19 protein-coding genes are annotated in these 18,325 nt (G+C 42.8%); 16 read left to right on the forward strand and 3 right to left on the reverse strand.

The window, feature by feature from the left end:
• Positions 1 to 35: 35 nt before the first annotated feature.
• The 5 genes from ACYRY3_RS16925 to ACYRY3_RS16945 all read left to right on the forward strand — a co-directional run bounded on the left by ACYRY3_RS16925 (position 36) and on the right by ACYRY3_RS16945 (position 2,748).
• Complete coding sequence (locus ACYRY3_RS16925) at positions 36 to 1,217, forward strand: aldo/keto reductase (protein ID WP_460202788.1); 1,182 nt, start codon at positions 36 to 38, stop codon at positions 1,215 to 1,217.
• A gap of 158 nt (positions 1,218 to 1,375) precedes the next feature.
• Complete coding sequence (locus ACYRY3_RS16930; protein ID WP_460202789.1) at positions 1,376 to 1,807, forward strand: hypothetical protein; 432 nt, start codon at positions 1,376 to 1,378, stop codon at positions 1,805 to 1,807.
• 208 nt (positions 1,808 to 2,015) lie between these two features.
• Positions 2,016 to 2,198, forward strand: a complete 183-nt coding sequence (locus ACYRY3_RS16935; protein WP_460202790.1) for a hypothetical protein — start codon at positions 2,016 to 2,018, stop codon at positions 2,196 to 2,198.
• 89 nt (positions 2,199 to 2,287) lie between these two features.
• A complete protein-coding gene (locus ACYRY3_RS16940; protein WP_460202791.1) occupies positions 2,288 to 2,530 on the forward strand; it encodes a type II toxin-antitoxin system HicB family antitoxin in 243 nt (80 codons plus the stop codon).
• The gene (locus tag ACYRY3_RS16945; protein ID WP_460202792.1) at positions 2,530 to 2,748 is read left to right on the forward strand and encodes a type II toxin-antitoxin system HicA family toxin; all 219 of its coding nucleotides are present in this window, start codon (positions 2,530 to 2,532) and stop codon (positions 2,746 to 2,748) included. The genes ACYRY3_RS16940 and ACYRY3_RS16945 overlap by 1 nt, the downstream gene beginning before the upstream one ends.
• A 15-nt stretch (positions 2,749 to 2,763) precedes the next feature.
• Here ACYRY3_RS16945 and ACYRY3_RS16950 read toward each other — a convergent pair whose 3' ends face one another.
• Complete coding sequence (locus ACYRY3_RS16950) at positions 2,764 to 2,943, reverse strand: hypothetical protein (protein ID WP_460202793.1); 180 nt, start codon at positions 2,941 to 2,943, stop codon at positions 2,764 to 2,766.
• A 121-nt stretch (positions 2,944 to 3,064) separates the two neighbouring features.
• Positions 3,065 to 7,129, reverse strand: coding sequence for a two-partner secretion domain-containing protein (locus tag ACYRY3_RS16955; protein ID WP_460202794.1), 4,065 nt, complete (start codon positions 7,127 to 7,129; stop codon positions 3,065 to 3,067).
• Positions 7,130 to 7,444: 315 nt separating this feature from the next.
• On the opposite strand from ACYRY3_RS16955, the gene ACYRY3_RS16960 reads away from it, so the two are divergent.
• The 8 genes from ACYRY3_RS16960 (at position 7,445) to ACYRY3_RS16995 (ending at position 13,043) form a co-directional block, all read left to right on the forward strand.
• Complete coding sequence (locus ACYRY3_RS16960) at positions 7,445 to 7,924, forward strand: DUF4058 family protein (RefSeq protein WP_460202795.1); 480 nt, start codon at positions 7,445 to 7,447, stop codon at positions 7,922 to 7,924.
• Between the two features lie 357 nt (positions 7,925 to 8,281).
• Positions 8,282 to 8,419 (forward strand): hypothetical protein, encoded by a 138-nt coding sequence (locus ACYRY3_RS16965; RefSeq protein WP_460202796.1) that lies wholly within the window; start codon positions 8,282 to 8,284, stop codon positions 8,417 to 8,419.
• Positions 8,420 to 8,426: 7 nt separating this feature from the next.
• Positions 8,427 to 8,663 carry a hypothetical protein gene (locus tag ACYRY3_RS16970; protein WP_460202797.1) on the forward strand — a complete coding sequence of 79 codons (237 nt, stop codon included), beginning with the start codon at positions 8,427 to 8,429 and terminating at the stop codon, positions 8,661 to 8,663.
• A 103-nt stretch (positions 8,664 to 8,766) separates the two neighbouring features.
• Entirely contained in the window at positions 8,767 to 9,027 is a 261-nt protein-coding gene (locus ACYRY3_RS16975; RefSeq protein ID WP_460202798.1) for a hypothetical protein, read from the forward strand.
• 916 nt (positions 9,028 to 9,943) lie between these two features.
• Positions 9,944 to 10,294 carry a hypothetical protein gene (locus tag ACYRY3_RS16980; protein WP_460202824.1) on the forward strand — a complete coding sequence of 117 codons (351 nt, stop codon included), beginning with the start codon at positions 9,944 to 9,946 and terminating at the stop codon, positions 10,292 to 10,294.
• Positions 10,233 to 10,988: a hypothetical protein gene (locus ACYRY3_RS16985; protein WP_460202799.1), complete on the forward strand. Its 756-nt coding sequence runs from the start codon at positions 10,233 to 10,235 to the stop codon at positions 10,986 to 10,988. The genes ACYRY3_RS16980 and ACYRY3_RS16985 overlap by 62 nt, the downstream gene beginning before the upstream one ends.
• Positions 10,989 to 11,246: 258 nt before the next feature.
• On the forward strand, positions 11,247 to 12,395 hold the full coding sequence (locus tag ACYRY3_RS16990; RefSeq protein ID WP_460202800.1) for a glycosyltransferase: 1,149 nt from the start codon (positions 11,247 to 11,249) through the stop codon (positions 12,393 to 12,395).
• Between the two features lie 522 nt (positions 12,396 to 12,917).
• Positions 12,918 to 13,043, forward strand: coding sequence for a hypothetical protein (locus tag ACYRY3_RS16995; protein WP_460202801.1), 126 nt, complete (start codon positions 12,918 to 12,920; stop codon positions 13,041 to 13,043).
• 23 nt (positions 13,044 to 13,066) lie between these two features.
• On the opposite strand, the gene ACYRY3_RS17000 is transcribed toward ACYRY3_RS16995, so the two are convergent.
• A complete protein-coding gene (locus ACYRY3_RS17000) occupies positions 13,067 to 14,293 on the reverse strand; it encodes a selenium-binding protein SBP56-related protein (RefSeq protein ID WP_460202802.1) in 1,227 nt (408 codons plus the stop codon).
• An 808-nt stretch (positions 14,294 to 15,101) separates the two neighbouring features.
• Between ACYRY3_RS17000 and ACYRY3_RS17005 the strand changes: the two genes are divergently transcribed.
• From ACYRY3_RS17005 to ACYRY3_RS17015, 3 genes are read left to right on the forward strand one after another with little or no spacing between them, the layout of a single operon-like run.
• Complete coding sequence (locus ACYRY3_RS17005) at positions 15,102 to 15,587, forward strand: hypothetical protein (protein ID WP_460202803.1); 486 nt, start codon at positions 15,102 to 15,104, stop codon at positions 15,585 to 15,587.
• 42 nt (positions 15,588 to 15,629) lie between these two features.
• Positions 15,630 to 17,801 (forward strand): sensor histidine kinase, encoded by a 2,172-nt coding sequence (locus ACYRY3_RS17010; RefSeq protein ID WP_460202804.1) that lies wholly within the window; start codon positions 15,630 to 15,632, stop codon positions 17,799 to 17,801.
• Complete coding sequence (locus tag ACYRY3_RS17015; protein WP_460202805.1) at positions 17,798 to 18,250, forward strand: response regulator; 453 nt, start codon at positions 17,798 to 17,800, stop codon at positions 18,248 to 18,250. The genes ACYRY3_RS17010 and ACYRY3_RS17015 overlap by 4 nt, the downstream gene beginning before the upstream one ends.
• The last annotated feature ends 75 nt before the right edge of the window (positions 18,251 to 18,325 follow it).

Genomic DNA, 18,325 nt, shown 5'->3' on the forward strand with positions numbered 1-18,325 from the left:
CTAAACATCCAACATCCAATATCCAAAATCTACTGATGCTGTACAGACGGTTTGGACGCACAGAGTTAAAAATGCCTGTTTTTTCCTGCGGTGGCATGAGGTATCAATATAAATGGCAGGATGTCCCACAGTGGCAAATACCTCGCGATAAACAGGAAAATTTAGAAGCAACTATTCGACGGGCAGTAGAATTGGGAATCAACCATCTTGAAACTGCTCGTGGTTACGGTAGTTCTGAAATGCAGTTGGGAAGAATTTTACCAACTTTGAAGAGAGATGAGTTGATTGTTCAAACCAAAATTAGCCCTCAAGCTGACGTCAAAGAATTTCAACGTGACTTTGAAAAATCGCTCCAAAACCTTCGCCTAGACTATGTTGATTTACTGGCAATACACGGTATTAACAATGCTGAATTATTAAATGACAGTATTCGTCCTGGTGGTTGCTTGGATTTCGTACACAAACTTCAGGCACATGGAAAAGTTAGATTCATCGGTTTTTCCACACATGGGCCAACAGATATTATTATTCAAGCAATTAGTACCAATCAATTTGATTATGTTAACCTTCATTGGTATTATATTAATCAAATAAATTGGTCTGCCATTGAAGCAGCAAACCGCCTAGATATGGGTGTATTTATCATTAGCCCATCTAATAAAGGAGGGCTGTTGTATGAACCATCACAAAAATTAGTCAGGTTGTGTGACCCTTTAAGCCCAATAGTCTTTAATAATTTGTTTTGTTTGAGCCATTCCCAAGTCCATACCCTGAGTGTAGGTGCAGCAAAACCACAAGATTTTGACGAACATTTAAAAACATTAGATTTACTAGACAATGCTTCGGAAATATTACCACCTATTTTGGCAAGGTTAGAGGAAGAAGCAATCTCCATTTTAGGTGAGGATTGGGTCAAAACCTGGCACGTTAATTTACCAACCTATGACAAGACGCCAGGTCAGGTAAATATTCCCGTGATTTTATGGTTGAGGAATTTGGCTATAGCTTACGATATGCTGGAATATGCCAAAATGCGTTACAACCTGCTTGATAATGGCGGTCACTGGTTTCCTGGTAGTAAAGCAGACAAAATACATACGCTAGACCTGCGGCAGTGCCTCAGCCGAAGCCCTCATGCTCCTAAAATTCCTCGTTTCCTTCAAGAAGCACATGAGATGTTAGCAGGTGCAGCTGTGCGGCGATTGTCGCAAAGTTAGATAGTGGTTAGTAGTTATTGGAAGTTTATTATTTTGTAGGGTGGGCACTGCCAGCCCTTGGGGCGCGAACAAATGAACTACTAAGATGAAGGCTGAAACCCGCTCTACGACTGGATCGAAAAGGTCATCATGAAGCTCCAGCACCACTTAATGATGCAATGATTTGCGAACAATTCGCAGAACCAGACGCTCTAATTTTATTTCATGATTTGAGTTCCCCCGATGTATGTCAAGGATTGGATTATTTGAAAGCTAAAGGTTGGCAAACAATGGTTTATCAAACTATGCAAATTATGGGAGTTGCATGGCGAGGAAATGTTGAGCCTGTGATACATCAGCCAGACACTACAATTAACTGGCATTTACCTCCACACTTACAATCCTATCCTGTGAGTGGTATAATTCAACCTGTAGCAATAGATAAATTTGCAGCAATTCTGAAAGCAATCCAACCATATACTTTATTGAGTGAAGTACAGCTTTTTTCGCTGTATAGCCAAGTACAACAAGTATATAATTATCTTTTGTGGCTACCAAAAATTTTAAAACAGAAACTCCACAAAAGAAAATTCGTAATTCGTAATTCGTAATTAAAAATTCATAAATTACGAATTAATTATTAATTAATTCATTAAGGTTACCGAATTACTTTAGGGATGTCCAAGAAATAAATTATCCCGGAATGTGGGACGGGCGTCCTCACCCGTCCAATATTAGTGGCGGGCGGGGACGCCCGCACCACAAGAGACTACAAAAAATTTTGGGATATTTTTTTATACACCCATACCAGAAGCAGTTTTGCAGGCTTTTTGGCAACCCTTGGGGTTAGATGAGTTCGATAACCAAGATGCGATCCTAGTCGGTCATGATGACTCGGTAAATAAAGTCAAAAAGTTCAAGGTTTGGGAGAATCCTGACAAACAGGAGAGGTTAAAATCAATGCTTGCAGAGTTATCAGCACTGCTGAGTAACTGTAAGTAAACTCAAGCGAGAGGGGGAAATTTTTTCTAACTAAACACAAAACTTTTCTTACAATGAGGTAGTAAAGCAAAAATCATCTCGGATAAAAAATGCTGACAGAGTATATTGAAGCAGCCTTGAAGCGTGCTAATTATGAAACGTTAGACGATGGCACTTTTTATGGAGAAGTGCCTGAACTGCAAGGATTATACGCCAATGCTCCTACACTTGAAGCCTGTCAAGAAGAATTGAAAGATTCTTTGGAAGAGTGGATTGTATTAGGATTGCAGTTAGGGCATACAATGCCCGTGCTAGATGGAATTTCTCTTGCTTTTAATAAGGATGTGGCATAATGCCAACCTTTGGAGCGATTAATCGACGCGATTTAATTTATTACTTGAAACAACTTGGTTTTGAGGGACCATATTCAGGTAAGTTGCCTCAATTTATGATTAAGGATGAACTGAGATTAATTATTCCTAATCCCCATGAAGGAGATATTAGCAAAATTTTGCTGTCAAAAATATTAAAGCAAGCTCAAGTCAGTAAAGATGAATGGGAAGCGCTTTAAAAAATACCCCATTACCTACTGGGGATGGTTAAGACCCCGTAGCACGATCGCTACCCGTTGTTTTTGCCCGCCAGACAAATCCCTGATATAAGCGTTTATATGCTGTCCCATACCCACAGCCTTTAGAATTTCTGTACTTTTGCTGATAGCTTCTTGATGTGTGAAATTATTCTGTAGTTCTAGACAGCATGACATTCTGACGAACAGTCATAAAATCTAATAAGTTAAAATGCTGAAACACATAACCGATTCCTCGCCCGTTCTATACAAGTGGCGGGCTAGAAGCCCGCACCACAAGAGAAAGTTGGGTATTTTTTTACCTGGAAGTCCCTAGTTGTTTTGATTGAGATATGGAACACATTGCAGAAGTAGTAACAGCAGATGGCGTCACTTCCGGTGCTACGGCAACAAGAGCAATCTGACCATCAGCAGTTTTCACCCAACCTTGGGCTTCCACAATTTCATCACTTCCTGTGTCCCTAGTCTCCCTAGTCTCCCTTGTCCCCCCCGTCTCCCCTGTCCCTACCTCAGCAGATACTTCCCCATCCAAAGTCGCCAAGGCAGTCAAATCTACTGTCCCTGCTAATGGTTCGAGGGGATTGGGCGGTAAACTCCCGCGTCCTGTCACATAAAATTCACCTATGGAACGAGCCACATTACCTTTGGCACAAGTTTGGTCAATCTGGTTGCTAGCATCTAAGACTTGTTCTGGTAATTCTATCGCTTCTTGGTTGCGTTGTACTTCTGGTTGGTCGATGGCAATTTGTCCCTGGACACCCAGTTGAGAACTGGCGGTGATGTCGCTGTTAGAAGTTGACTGCCGACTTGTTGTAATACCAAAAATCCCTTGTGTATTAATCCGAATACTGCCGCCTTTGCCACTGTATGCATTAGCACTAATATCGTTATTTTCTCCAGGGACAGAGACAATGAAGGGTGAATTTATCGTGAGATTACCACCATCACCACCTGCAGAAGCAGTACCCGCACTTGTAGAAATTTGACTGTTGCGGCGCAGCAACAAGAGTCTTCCTAACTGCAAATTAATATTACCACCTTGGCTGCTTGCAGTTTGAGCAGAAATGGATGCTCCATTGTCCAGAGAGAGAGTTCCTGCAAGCAATGTGATGTTGCCTGCATTCCCCGTGCCGTCGCTGTTGACTGATATCTTCGCTCCATCTCGAATGGTGACCACAGGTGGATCGACAAAAATGCTGCCGCCGTTGCCTGTTGCACCTATGGCAGTATTGGCAAACAACCCACTCGCCGCACCTTGATTGAAAATGACATCATCTAACTGGTCGCTTTCTCCTGGTTGTTGCAATCTTTGTTGGACACTGGTAACGCGAGAGCTAAAGTTTGGGTCACTACCAGACAAAAGCAGACTATCTTGGACATTGAGAGTAATGGTTCCGGCGGTACCACTGCCACGGCTGTTTGTCGCCACTTGTCCACCACTTAGGGCTTCAAAAGTCTTGGCATTAATAATAATGTCGCCGCCATTGTCTGAGTTAGAAGTGGCTGCAGACACAATTGCCCCATCACTGACGCGAAATGTACCTGTATTGATGGTAATATCCCCTGCCGCACCAGATGTTCCTTTATCACTGGCAGTGAATATAGCGCTGGAAAATCCTCTAGAGCTTATGCCTGAGATAGTCACTGAATCAGTTGTATTTATGCGAATATTTCCGCTTCTTCCTCTTGCTGCAGGTTGATTCTGTATTGAACGTAAAAGCGCTGAATCAATTTCCGAGCCATTGACTAGCGATAGCGCAAATGCTTGGATGTCGATATTCCCTGCATTGCCCGTACCCCCAGGACCGACACTTGTGACAATATAACCTTCGTTGAGCTTAAGTTCTCCATTGACATTCACAAATATATTCCCGGCATTTCCTTGTCCAAAGGTACTGCCATTAATGAACCCTCTGTTACCTAAAAATAAGGAACCTGTTCTTAGCTCAATATTACCAGCATCACCTACACTGTTTAATTCTACTGTGCTAAACACACCGCTAGAACGCCCGTTGTTACCAGTCCCTTCAATTTTGACAGTTTCAAGGGCGTCAACAGTGATATTACCACCATCGCCTTTTCCAAAGGTGCTTGCCCCAAGTTGAGCACCGTTACTTAAAAATAAGGAGCCTGTTCGTAGCTCAATATTACCTGCCTTACCCACTTCAAATGATTCAAATGTAGTGTAAGCACCAGTAGGATTTTGGCTGCTTCCTCTTCCATCAAAACTAACGCGATCGCGAGTGTTAATAAAGATATTACCTGCATCTCCTTTGCCAAAAGTGCTGGCAGTGAGAAGAGCACCATCAGTTAAAGACAACGAACCTGATTTGAGATTAATATTGCCTCCATTCCCTTCTGCCCCAGTCCCTACAACACTGCGAATGCTACTATTAAAACCATTCTTCTCCCCAGAGATATTTACTTCCCCAAGAACATCAACATTCACATTGCCCGCATTGCCACGACCCCCAGGAAGATTATTTTTGCTATCTGCACCACGTAATAAGGTTTGCAGTTGAGAACCATCTTTTACCGAAAGTGAACTTGCAAGAATATTAATACTACCACCATTGCCAATTCCCCCTGCTTCCACATTGCTGTAAATATTACTATATGAAAGTGAGACAGCATCCCTAGCTTGTATTGAGATACTACCTGCATCTCCTTTGCCAAAAGTGCTGGCAGTGAGAAGCGCATCATCAGTTAAAGACAACGAACCTGATTTAATATTAATATTGCCTCCATTTCCTTCCGCCCCAGTCCCTACAACACTGCGAATGCTACTATTCAAATCATTCTTTTGCCCAGAGATATTCACTTCCCCAAGAACATCAACATTCACATTGCCCGCATTGCCACGACCTCCAGGAAGTTTATTTTCGCTATCTGCATCACGTAATAAGGTTTGCAGTTGAGAACCGTCTTTTAAGGTTAGTACACCTGCACCGATATTAATATTGCCACCATTGCCGACTCCTCCTGCTTCCACATTGCTGAAGATATTGCTATATGAAAGTGAGACAGCATCCCTAGCTTGTATTGAGATACTACCTGCATCTCCTTTTCCAGAAGTGCTAGCACTGAGAAAAGCACCATCCGACAGGGAAAATGACCCTGCAGTAATGTTAATACTACCGCCCTTACCGTCAGCTTGCGATTGTACGTCGCTGAGAATTGCACTGCCAAGTCCGTCTCGGTCTACTCCTGCTATAGTCAGGCGATCGCGAATGTTCAGATTAACGTTACCACCATCCCCCTGCCCAAAGTTATTGGTATTGAGATAACTGCCATCAAGTAATGTCAGCGAACCCGCCGTGATATTAATGTTGCCACCATTCCCAAGAGATGTTGCTTGGGGAACATTGGCAATAAAGCTGGCATTGGTTAAAGTTATTGTCCCCGTGGCATTAATGTCAATATCGAGTGCTTTGCTATTTGGCGTACCCAAGCCCGTATCTATGCCGGCTCGAATTTTACTTTCTCCTGCTAAATTGAGATTGCGAGCATGAATTCTGATACTACCAGCATCAGCTCCTCGGACGTTCACTTCCGCCCCATTGGTCAAGGAGATATCTGCGAGTTCTACACCATTGGGCAGCGTTAAACTGAGATTATTACCTGCAACATTCAGCCCTACATCCCCTGGTGCTGCTAAGGCTGCCAACTCAATATTCCCACCATAAGCTCTGAGGGCACCACCATCAAAGTTGATATTTCCACCCACCAGTAGTATACTTTGCCCATCTTCAACTCTTAAACCTGTCACATTCGTACCCGCAGGATTGACACCTGCACTTGCTTGAGACTGATTGGTAATGGCTTGAGGGTTGAGTTGATTAAATAAAAACGCTGAAGGATTAACGGTAAGTAATGGTGGTGCAGAGGGATTGGTGGCACTGAAAATGCCCTGTTCTCCAAAGCGAAAAGCGTTTGCTGTCGTACCTACAAATGAACCACTCACATCCAAGCGAGCATTCGGACCAAACAGAATACCATTGGGGTTGAGCAAGAACAGATTTGCGCCACCTTCAACTCCCAAAGTTCCTAGAATATTTGAGACTTGTCCACCCGTGACCCGTGTGAAAATATTTTCCACCCCAATAGGATTGACAAAATAGGCTCTTTGCCCTTCATTGACACTAAACTGACTAAAACTGTGAAACAGGTTGCCTCCTCTTTGAGCACCGCCTTCAATCCGGTCTGCGGCTGCACCTTGAATCTGCACGTTGGGTGTGAGGCGAGAATTTTCTGCTCCTAAGGTGTTATCTGGGATGATTTGACCATGAACGGGAGTGGCAAAGAGTAGGATGAAGCTGCATATAAGGGAGTGTTTAAGCCCAATTTGTCTCGAATCGATCACGGGTTGCCTCTAATGATGGTAAATGAGTGGGATGGAAGTTCCATTTGTGACTAGTTCTGGTAAAGCTAGAGATATGCAGTTACTATTCACAAGAGGATGAGATTCCAGAGCCATGCAATGTTTCTTAAATTACCTTATTAAGAGGTATTTGTGAAAGGCGATCTGCCGCTATGCTGCAGCGAAGCGATCGCATTTTTTTCATAATTTAATGTTGGTGGACGCTAGCCCTACCTAATACCATCTTACGAAAAGGATAATACAAATCAAAAGTAGAGACGCGCTGTTTGAAGCGTCTCTACAGGATGTATCTGTATCATGATTAAAATGATTTGGTCACTGGTCACGGGTGATTATAAAGGACACAAGATATACTATGAAAAACCTTTGTGGGATAGAAGTTTAATCATGTCCTCACCATTTCCGGGAATGGACTCTTATCTGGAACAGTCGGTTTTTTGGTCTTCATTTCATAGCCAACTAATAGTCGCGCTCGCTGACTTCATTGAACTGCAACTGAGTTCTCAATACTATATAGAAGTAGAAACCAGAACATTGAGTAGTCCAATTTCAGTGGGAAACGGTATGCAGTTTCATCTAACACTGGCTGAACGTCACGATTTAACCGGGCAAATTTATCGACAGCTTCGGGCGGCCATTTTGGATGGGCGTTTGCCTGCAGGCGAGCAACTACTACCAACTCGCGAACTTGCGTCTCAATATGGCGAGTCACTAGTTCCACCAGTTCTTGACAAGCATTCTTCGCCGTCTCGCGTTTCAAAAGCTCAATTGCCATAGCAGTTTCTCGATCGCTCCGTTCGTTTTGCTGCGACCTTTATAGAGGATTCTTTTGAGTCCCATCTGACTGCTTGAGAGGATCGGGCAATAATCTGCGAGGTTTATGTATTTAAAACCCTTTTGCTTAAGCCTATGATGAACCTATAACAAAAATCCAATGAAAGGATAAGGCAATAGAGCAGGGCACAACAAGTAAATCCAAATCGCTTTGATTACAAAATCGAGGTGAGGACAGAGCAAAAATGCGGCTTTTGCAACTGCCGGTGAAAGTATGGCAAACATGTGAACTTTGAACAATAAACCGCTTTGACATTGTGCCAAAGCGGTCGGCTTAATATAGTTATTCTCGGTATAAATATGAATCTGAATCATGGGGCTGCTTTCACCAATATGTTCTTAACCATGCCAGACTCAATTACTATAATGCAACATTCCAAACGCGATCGCCGTGTGGCAACCACTACATATGATGTAGAGTTTGCTCTACACAATTGATTGTGTATTGGAATCTTGGTCAATACGCCCAGAAGAAGACCAAGAAAAGGAAATATGGTTCCCCAATTGGAACTGCTTTTGCTGTCAAGATACGGGCAAAGTCCAACTTAACTTAGCTCGCCTTGTCATCCCCAACTACAACGACAACCGCGATCGCCTACCTATTTGTCAAAACGTACTGGAAACTTCTCAAACCAACCTCAACCACTGGATGGGTGCAGAAGGTAAAGTTACCAGTCCTTAGAGTAATAATTACTACTTTACTATAAGTAATAATGCATACCAGACCTTAAAAGAAACCAGGTTTGAGATTTTGAACCAATCTTCAACAGAAATACCAGACAAGAATGATATTGTTGAGTCTAAGCGATCGCTTGGTACTGGCAAAAAAGGAGAAAACGTTCAAAGACTCAAGGAGAATTTATACCAAACTTCTTGGGGCGATGGTGGAAAGGCTAAAGCCAATGGACTTTTTGCTGTGCGATCCGCACGGAGAAATACAAGCACAACTCAAAAAGGGGAAGATGATATGGTTGCAAGCTTATCTCAGTTTAAGCCTGGAGATAGGGTTTACGTTAAAAAAGGAAACAGGCGAGTCGAACGTGTAGTGGGGAACGGACAAGGTGAGGGGAAAAACTTTGGTAAAATCCTGACCCTTGGTGGTAAAACTGGCTTTCAAGAATTTTGGGAGAACCCTTGGAACCTTGAGATTGTCAATCGACCTTCAACCACCTCAACAATAAACCAGTTGCTACTGAAAGAGTTTTTACTTGATGAACTGCCTCTTGGCGGTGTTTATCAAACAATTCATTCTATTTATGAGTTTTTTAATGGCTTCACAAAAAGCGAGATTGACGCTGCCTTAATTGACCTTGAGCAACAGCAAAAAGCACGCAAGCAACTAAATACCGCTGATAATTCTTATTCCTGGCAGAAAGTGGAAGGAGTTTTACAGCAAGACAATGAGTCGTTAGATTGTACTCAAGAATCCAACAAAAGCCTTTTAGAAAAAGTTTGGCGAAGGCTCAGCCCTCTTTGGAACTCTATATCTACCATCATAGAAGAACTTGAAGAAGGTGGTGAGACTGAACTGGAGCGCGATCGCCTCCTAAAAGCCTTACGGGATTTTGAAAGGAAGGGCATGGCTGTTTCGGATGAGGGGTATTGGAAAAAGAGCGGCTCTTTTGCCTCTAAATTATGGAGTGATATTCAGGGTGAGGTTCGCGAGATTTTATTTTCATTGGCTTCAGAACAAGAACTTTGCAAACAAGTTTACGAGCAACTACCGGATGGGAACATTTGGGCATCTGCTAATGAAATCTATGAGGACTTAAGCTTTGCTTTTTCACTTGCTGAAATTAACTCGGCACTCGAACAGCTTGAGAGACAAGGCACGGTAAGGCACTCTTTCAATACAAGCAAGGAAATTATATGGCAGAAAGAAGCACCAAACCTAAATCTCCAACAACAGCAGGGACAGGGCTTACCCTCTACGACTTTTGTAGTGGGTGTGGACTCGGCTTCATGTGTGCGGCAACCCTGTTTGGAGAGTTTGACATCATCGGAGCCTGTGAAATTGATGACTGCTACAGAAATATCCTCAACCTCAGATACTCTAACCTTCCAGTTGCCAGAGACAGGAGCAGTGGAGAAGAGTTTGGAGGGCTTAGAGCCAGAGTCGTCAGTGCCACGCTTCCAAGCAGACCCTTTGTTCTTACAGGAGAACGAATTGGAGCGCTTGACGATCGCGACTTATTCCCCCACTTCTTTGCCAGAATCGATACAATCGAACCGGACTATATCGTCCTTGCCAATGCCCCAGGAATCTTATCCTGTCCCTACAAACGAAGACAAGAATTTGACTTCGGATTCTGAAGTCGAGGCTGTGCGATCCACACAAGGGGAGTTTGTTTGGCAAGGACCGGGGCAGTATTGGCTCGACCCCAACTTAATCAGCCTTGATTTTGGAACCCAAAGCCGGGTAGAAACGGACAAATCCACAGTCAGCTATTATACCGAGCAAATGAAAAACGACCTTTGGGAATGGGAAGCTTCGCCGGTGGGGCTGATTTGGGATGGTAAAAATCTGCTGCCCTGGGACGGTCACCATCGTATAGAAGCAGCTATGATGGCGGGTAAGAATTTGCTCGCACGCATTCAACTTGGGGATTTGAAAAAAGCGATGGCGCTAAGCTGTGGTTCCAACAAGAAGCCTTCTTTGAGACGAACCAGGGAAGACAATCAAAAGACCATTGAGATGTTGGAGGGGTTGAGAAAGGAACACGGTGATGATTGGCTGTTACAAATTATTAATGCGGAGTTACCACCGAATAAGCAATTTAAAGAACTGTCCCTGAGAGCTTTAGAGTTTTATACTGGGATTCCTTTTTCAACAATTCGGGATTTGAAGAAGAAGCGCGAGAAGAAGGAAGATTCTCAAGTAGGACGAATTGTTTTTAGTCCCAGTGATGAGGAGATGAAAATTATAGAGTCTATTATGGATGTGGAGGGGCTGGAGAAACCTTCTGAGGTTGTGAGGTTTTTGCTACAGAAATATCAAGAGTCTTGATTGATTTTGTGGCATACAGCCCGTACATTTGTAAAGTTTTTAAAAGATTTCCACTCAAGTTAGTCTTAACGCCAGTGGAAATCTGTCATGGAATCTAAAAGCGGTATAACGTAGTTTTTCTTGATGAAACGTCATAAATCTGTGTATGCTAGCCAATGTATCAAATTTGTTTCCACCAATCGATTATTTACAACAAGTGCTCGTGCTCATAGTTCATTTTAAGTTATAAAATTATACTATTCATCTTGTAATCATTTTATGGGAATAACGTTTGGTATCGTATCCCCACCTGCTATTGGTCACTTCAATCCAATGGCAGCTTTAGGACATGAATTACAGCAACGGAATCATAGGGTTGTTTTTCTATTAATACCTGATTGGCGATCGCGAGTAGAAGCCGGGGGGTTTGATTTTTACCCTATAGGAGAAGCTGAGTACCCTTTAGGTAGTTGGGAAACCTTGATGACAAATTTAAGCAACAGTAGTAGCTTGCCCAATCTTTTGTATACTATCAACACTTATAAAAAAGAAGCTGAAATTATATTTAGGGATGTACCAGTTGCTATTGAACGAGAAGGTATTAACGCTCTAATTGTCGATCAATCAGAAATGGCTGGTGCAATTGTTGGTGAGTATAAAAGTTTACCATTTGTTAGTGTATGCTGTGCATTAGCCATAAACCGAGAGCCAGATATTCCTCCACTGTTAACTTCTTGGAACTATAAACCTTCCTGGTGGGGTCGGCAACGCAATCGATTGGGTTATGCTACTCTTGACTTGCTTTGTTACCCAATTTACCAGGTGCTACACAGGCAACAAAAGCATTGGGGATTACCTTTGAAAAAGAATTTTGATGAAATGGTGTCTCAACTTGCCCAAATCTCACAACAAATCCCCGAATTTGACTTTCCACGTTCCCAGTTACCAAAATCTTTCCATTATACTGGGCCGTTGCGAGGACGCAGTGTTGTCAAGGCAGAATTTCCTTTTGACAGGTTGGATGGTAGACCCTTAATTTACGCTTCTTTAGGTACTATTCAAAATCGACGGCTTGATATCTTTCAAATTATTGCTGCAGCCTGTGCCGATTTAAACGTACAACTTGTAATTGCTCATGGAGGTGTATTGCCATCAGAGGTATCAGAAAAACTACCAGGGTCACCGCTTGTTGTAGAATACGCTCCACAGCTTGAGGTGATTCGCCATGCGTCTTTAGTCAGTCATTTGGCAAACAAAATTTATTATTGTAAGCCGACAGTAGTAGATTTTGAGCTTTTGGATTTTAACCAACAACAAGAACAATATAACCAAACAATTGCTTGGGGAAAGAGCAATCTGGATAAAATTGCCATCGATATTACCACGATTCCTGATAGCGAGCTTGAGATTAAGTTGCCACAGTCCTAAATATAGGTGATAAAAAATAGAAACCATCCAAAGTGTCGGTTTGCGGACTAATTGAAAAATTTTTAACGGAACAATAAGGTTTCCGGCTCTCCTTGTCGCAGACTAAATGTGCGAACCCACACCTGTGAAATGAAAAAATGCCCCTCGTGTAGAAGGGCATCTATATTTTGGACTAGAAACTGGTGGTCTCTGTGGATCGCCAGTTTTTAACTTGCTTGTCCGGTCATAGTTCAATCTCTCCATCAAAATCTTCAGGTTCCTCTACATCAATCACAGTTGCTTCTTGTGGCTGTTTAGGTTCATTTTGGTTTACTTGGCTTATGCCCTCCAGGTTTAGTACATATATACTAATTTGTAGAGAGCGATCGCTCTCTTTCTTCTTTTAATCAAACTTTACACAGCACGCAAAATTTATTTCCACCCACTTAGAAGCATTGGCAAGAGTGCCGGATCCATCGCATCTCACGCCCAAACAGCAAAGAATGCTCGCTTTTCTCGAACAGGAGTACCAGTTGTAGTGGATTGAAATGGCGATCGCTCTCCTTGTGCCTTGGTGGATTGTCTATATGTCCGACGCAAGCGATCGCCAATGCATCTATTTCTGCAACAAAGGCTCTAGTACAACAAGGCGCTCAGTATGAAGGATAAAGGATGAAATTAAAAGGCTTACACTATAAGCTTTGGAGCAATTTTAGGTACGATCCTGCTTTGGATAAGTCAGGGTAAAACTGATTGTCCCAAGTGCTAAACAGGGAGTTTGTAACATACAACCTCTTGCCATCAAGACTCAGCTGTAGCATCTGCGGTCCTGCTGCTAGCTTTTTGCCTCGAACTTCACTACTCTTCCCTATCAAGCCACCACACCAAACTTGACCTGTCAGTTTGGGATGAGAGGGATCGCTGATATCATATTGGCGAATATCACCATGTAGCCAGTTGGAGAAGTAGACGTAGCGATCGTCCATTGAAATTAAGATATCAGTTATCAACGATGGTAAAGGGAAGGGCCAACCTTCTACTTCGACTGAAGGGACATCAATCACTTTTTCCACATCCCAATGACCGTTGGACTTTTGCCAATGCCAAACGTTGCTGCTGAGTGCTGCACCTACAAACCCATGAGTGCTTTCGGGATTATGGTGAAAACGGACTTCTAAGGGGATTAATCCTTCTTCTCCCAAGTCAACACTTTGAATAATTTCGTGTTTCCCCCAATCCCAGAAATGCAGTTGCTTACCGTAATTTCCAGCCGTCACATCGTTAAGGTCAAAGCCGGGATAAAACGTTTTGGGCGCACCCCACTCACTGCTTACCATGACGTTATGACGGGGTTGATACCAAAAGTCATAATTAAATTGCATACCATCTGCATTGCTTTCCCAACGACCAGCAATGTCAAAGTTTTCATCTAGTAATAAAAAGCCACCAGGACCATTGCCTTCGCGATCGCCCAGCATGGAAATCATGACGTGGCTATCTGCTAGACAGTGTACGGTATGGGGAGCCGTCAAATTAGTTTTTTCCCTAATTTCTTCAGGTTCTATGACTTTATGAAGTTTAGGCGCTTTGGCATCTGCTGTATCAACAATGTAAATCCTGCTGGAACGTATACCTGGAATCACTAGAAATCGCCTGGATTTACTTGCGTCACCGTGGCATGAACTACAAGCATTCCAGCCAAAGTGGTGCAGTTCATCTCCAACATAGGGCATTGGTAAGCGATGAATGACTTGAGAATATGTTGGGGAGTTCGGATCGACGTCTACAGTTGCCAGGTAATCTGGTTCTTGAATACCCGTACCTGTATACAGTGCGATTGTATAAAGTACTTTTTCCGGTTCTGCTTGTATTGCTGCTTCTGGGGAAGCGTAACCGGGACCACAGCAAGCATGAGCCATATCCTTAATTTCTCCAACAATTTACTTAAAAATTACAGCGAATATACGCAATTTAAACTAGGATAGTACATAAAAAATTACAACCAAACTTGTCAGCCCAGTTTTTTCAGATATCTTAATAGCTGAATCGTTTGATGTTTCCAACCCTAAAGCTCTGAATCAAATCAACCGTCATTTTGATTACTAATTGTGAGATTGTAAAGCTTTTCTACTAAAAATACGGTAAGTGTATTGATTTACTGTATATATTATACCTAAACTTGACTGTTTAGCTACCCGTTCTGAAATTAGATTTAATAAACAGAAATACATTACAAAATGTAAAGGCATCTGAAACCCTTACTAATGACCAATGACAAAGGACGACCCTTACCAGTCACGTTTTTTCTTACCGATCTACTTACATTTAAAATTCTTATACTCAGGATAGATGATAATATATTGCAATTGCGGGAGTTTAGATTGGGAAAGAGTTCTGGGATTGGGGGATAACTGGTGAAATTGTGAATTACAGCACAGAGAAAGATCCGCTCTCCCAAAGGCAGCTAGAGTCAGGTTTGTTGCAACTGAACTTACCAACTTGTGTTACTCAAAACTGTTGTAATGACGAGAAGCAGGTAAGATTAGAGACGCTAATGGATAAGCACAGAGCAGGCAGAGAACGTCAGGGTTCTCTAGTTGAGAGCAAACCCCTTTAACTCTAAGTTGCGAAAAATGCAATCAGAAAAAAGGAACTAAATCTATTAATGAATTTCTAAAAAAAGATCCGAATCGTTTAGAAAAAATTAAAAAGCAACTCAAGCAACCATTGCGGGATGCATCTGCTGTTAACGCAACTCGTTGGGCATTATTCCACACTCTCAAGAATATATTACCTATAACCACTAGTAGTGGGGGACAAACTAAATATAATCGGATAAGACTTGGCTTGCCCAAACTCCACTATATTGATGCAATTTGCGTTGGAGATATAGAAAATGTACATTTATTAACTCAACAGCCGTTAAAAATTAAAGCAACTGGTTGGGGAACTCGCCAAATGTGTGGTACCGAGCGCTATGGATTTCCAACTCGACATCGAGAGCGAAAACAGATTCATTTTGGCTTCAAAACTGGGGATATTGTTAAAGCCGTTGTCACTATTGGGAAGAAGGTTGGCGAGTACGTTGGTCGAGTGTTGTGCCGTAAAACAGGGAGTTTTGATATTGCTACGAAGACAGGTCGTATTACAGGTATTAGTTATAGGTTTTGTTCACCAATTCATCAAAAGGGTGGCTATTCCTACGCATTTTAATATATTTGGACTGGGACTAAAGGAGACTGCCCCTTCCTCCCCATGTTTAGAAAACAGGGGCTTCCGGGGCGAGGAGATCTGGTGATTGGTCAACTCACTTCAGTCTTTACTGCCCCTAATCAACCTATTGTTAGGGTTGCAGGTATCCTAGTAGTTAGCGTTGGATGCTTGGTATTAGCAGGTTGGTTTTTTGACATAGCCATCCTTAAAAGTTTTCTACCCAGTCTGGTTACCATGAAGGCGAATACTGCTTTGGGATTTATCCTATCAGGTGTATCGTTGTTGTTGATATCAAAACAGACATTTAGCAGGCTAGGTTTCATGGGTCGCCTGTTTGCCTTAGTTGTAATTAGTCTCGGTGCAACTACGTTAAGTCAGTATTTATTTGGATGGAACCTGGGTATTGACCAGTTGCTGTTTACTGATGGCCCTCAAGTAAACACCTCAAATCCGGGTCGGATGTCACCAGTGACTGCCCTAAGCTTTGTATTGGCGGGTGTTGCTCTCTGGCTAACAGGAGCAAGAGATAGGAAGGCATATGCACGGCAGTGGGCTGTGGCGCAAGGCGTTGCTTTGTTTAATAACCTCTTTTCAGGTCAGGTACTCGTTGCATACCTTTACCAAGTTCAACCAATTCTTAATTTCACTCATACACAGATGGCAGTGCATACAGCTGCCACCTTCGTTGTGTTGAACTTGGGCATTCTATTTGTTCACCCCCAACAAGGCTTGATGCGGGTGGTGACGGCTAAGAGTGCTGGGGGAGTGATTGCCCGTCGTCTTATACCTGCGGCAATTGTAATTCCATTGGGATTGGGGTGGTTGAGGATTGCAAGTGAGCGTATAAATCTTTTCCTGCCAGCATTTGGAACTTCCATATACGCATCGCTCATGATTGTCACCTTTGTCACTTTGATTTGGTGGAATGCCCGGTTATTGCATACCTTAGACCTCCAACGTCAAGCAGCTGACGAAGCACTGCAAAGAGCAAACGATGAGTTAGAACTTAAGGTTTTGCAGCGTACTGCCGCACTTCGAGAAACCAATGAGCGGCTGAATCAGGAAATTGTTGAACGTCAGCGTACAGAGGCAGCCCTCAAAGAAAGTGAATCTCGCCTGCAAGCAATTTTGGATGAGGCATCGGCAGTGATCTTTCTTAAAGACAGGGAGGGGAAGTTTATCACTGTTAACCGCACTTTTGAACGATTGTTTCATGTGAAACGGGAGCAACTTCGAGGAAAGACGGACTACGACCTCTTTCCTAGGGAAGTTGCTGAGGTAGTACGAAAGAACGATCGCGAGGTTCTTAAGCTTAAACTACCAATTGAGCGAGAAGAAGTTGTGCCCCACGATGATGGATTGCACACCTACTTGTCAGTAAAGTTCCCACTTTTAGAAGGCGATATACCCTATGCTGTCTGCGGGATTGCAACAGATATTACCGAACGAAAGCAAGCTGAGCAGCAAATCCGCGAACTGAATGAGACTTTGGAGTCCCGAGTGAAGGAACGAACAACTCAACTGCAAAAAGCTAATGAAGAGTTAGAAGCTTTCTCCTACACTGTTGCCCACGATCTCAAAGCACCTTTAAGAGGGATACAGGGGTATACTTTAGCTCTGCTAGAAGATTGTGGGGAGCAAATAAATGAAGTAGGAAAAAGCTATATTCAAAATATTTTTACTGGGGCTGAACGGATGAGTGCTTTAATTCAAGATTTACTCAGCTACAGCCGCCTCAGTCGTGAAGAACTTAAAATCGTGCCCCTCAGTTTGGAACAGGTTGTGGAAGAAGCTCAAGTGCAGTTAGAAGAAGAGTTGCGCGATCGCGAAGCTGAAGTCAAAATTGAAAAACCATTACCTCCTATCATGGCTCACCGTGGTATCCTGCTTCAAATAGTTGTTAATCTTATATCAAATGCTGCTAAATTTGTGGCTGATGATGTCAAACCTCAAATACGTATTTGGGGTGAGAACAAAGGTGAGCGGGTGCGCTTATGGGTTGAAGACAACGGCATTGGAATTGAGCCACAGTATAGAGAGAGGATTTTTGGAGTTTTTGAGCGGCTACACAGTTGGGAGCTTTACCCCGGTACGGGAATTGGATTAGCCATCGTGCGTATGGGCGCAGAACGTATGGGGGGATGGGCTGGAGTTGAATCAGCACCCCAGCAAGGTAGTCATTTTTGGGTTGAGTTAAAGGCGGTAAACCAGTGAACAGTGCATATCATGCCACGATTTTACTTGTAGAGGACGAACCAGCAGACGTTTTTAGAGTAGAACGAGCTGTGCGTAAAACAAAATTACCGATATCTTTACAAGTGGTTAACGATGGAGAACAAGCAGTACTTTATTTAAGTGGAGAGGAACCTTATAAAGATCGCGATCGCAATCCCATTCCAGTCGTAATGTTGCTAGACCTAAAACTCCCTCGACTCTCTGGATTTGAAGTTCTTACTTGGCTGAGGGAATCGACGATAAAACACTTGCCAGTTGTTGTGTTAACTTCTTCAGAAGAACAAGTAGACATAGAGCGTGCATATGCTCTCGGAGCCAATTCCTATTTAACTAAACCCATTGACTTTAATGTTTTATTTGACATGATACAGACAATTGGAACTTATTGGGGCACTCTCAATCGACAACCCTATGCTAGAGCCGATTAGGAAGATAACACGAAAATCTCCATAACTTCCGCAGAACTTCCGCACTGTACAAACAGAGGATGATGTAAATTAACG

The organism is Scytonema sp. NUACC21 (assembly GCF_054684315.1).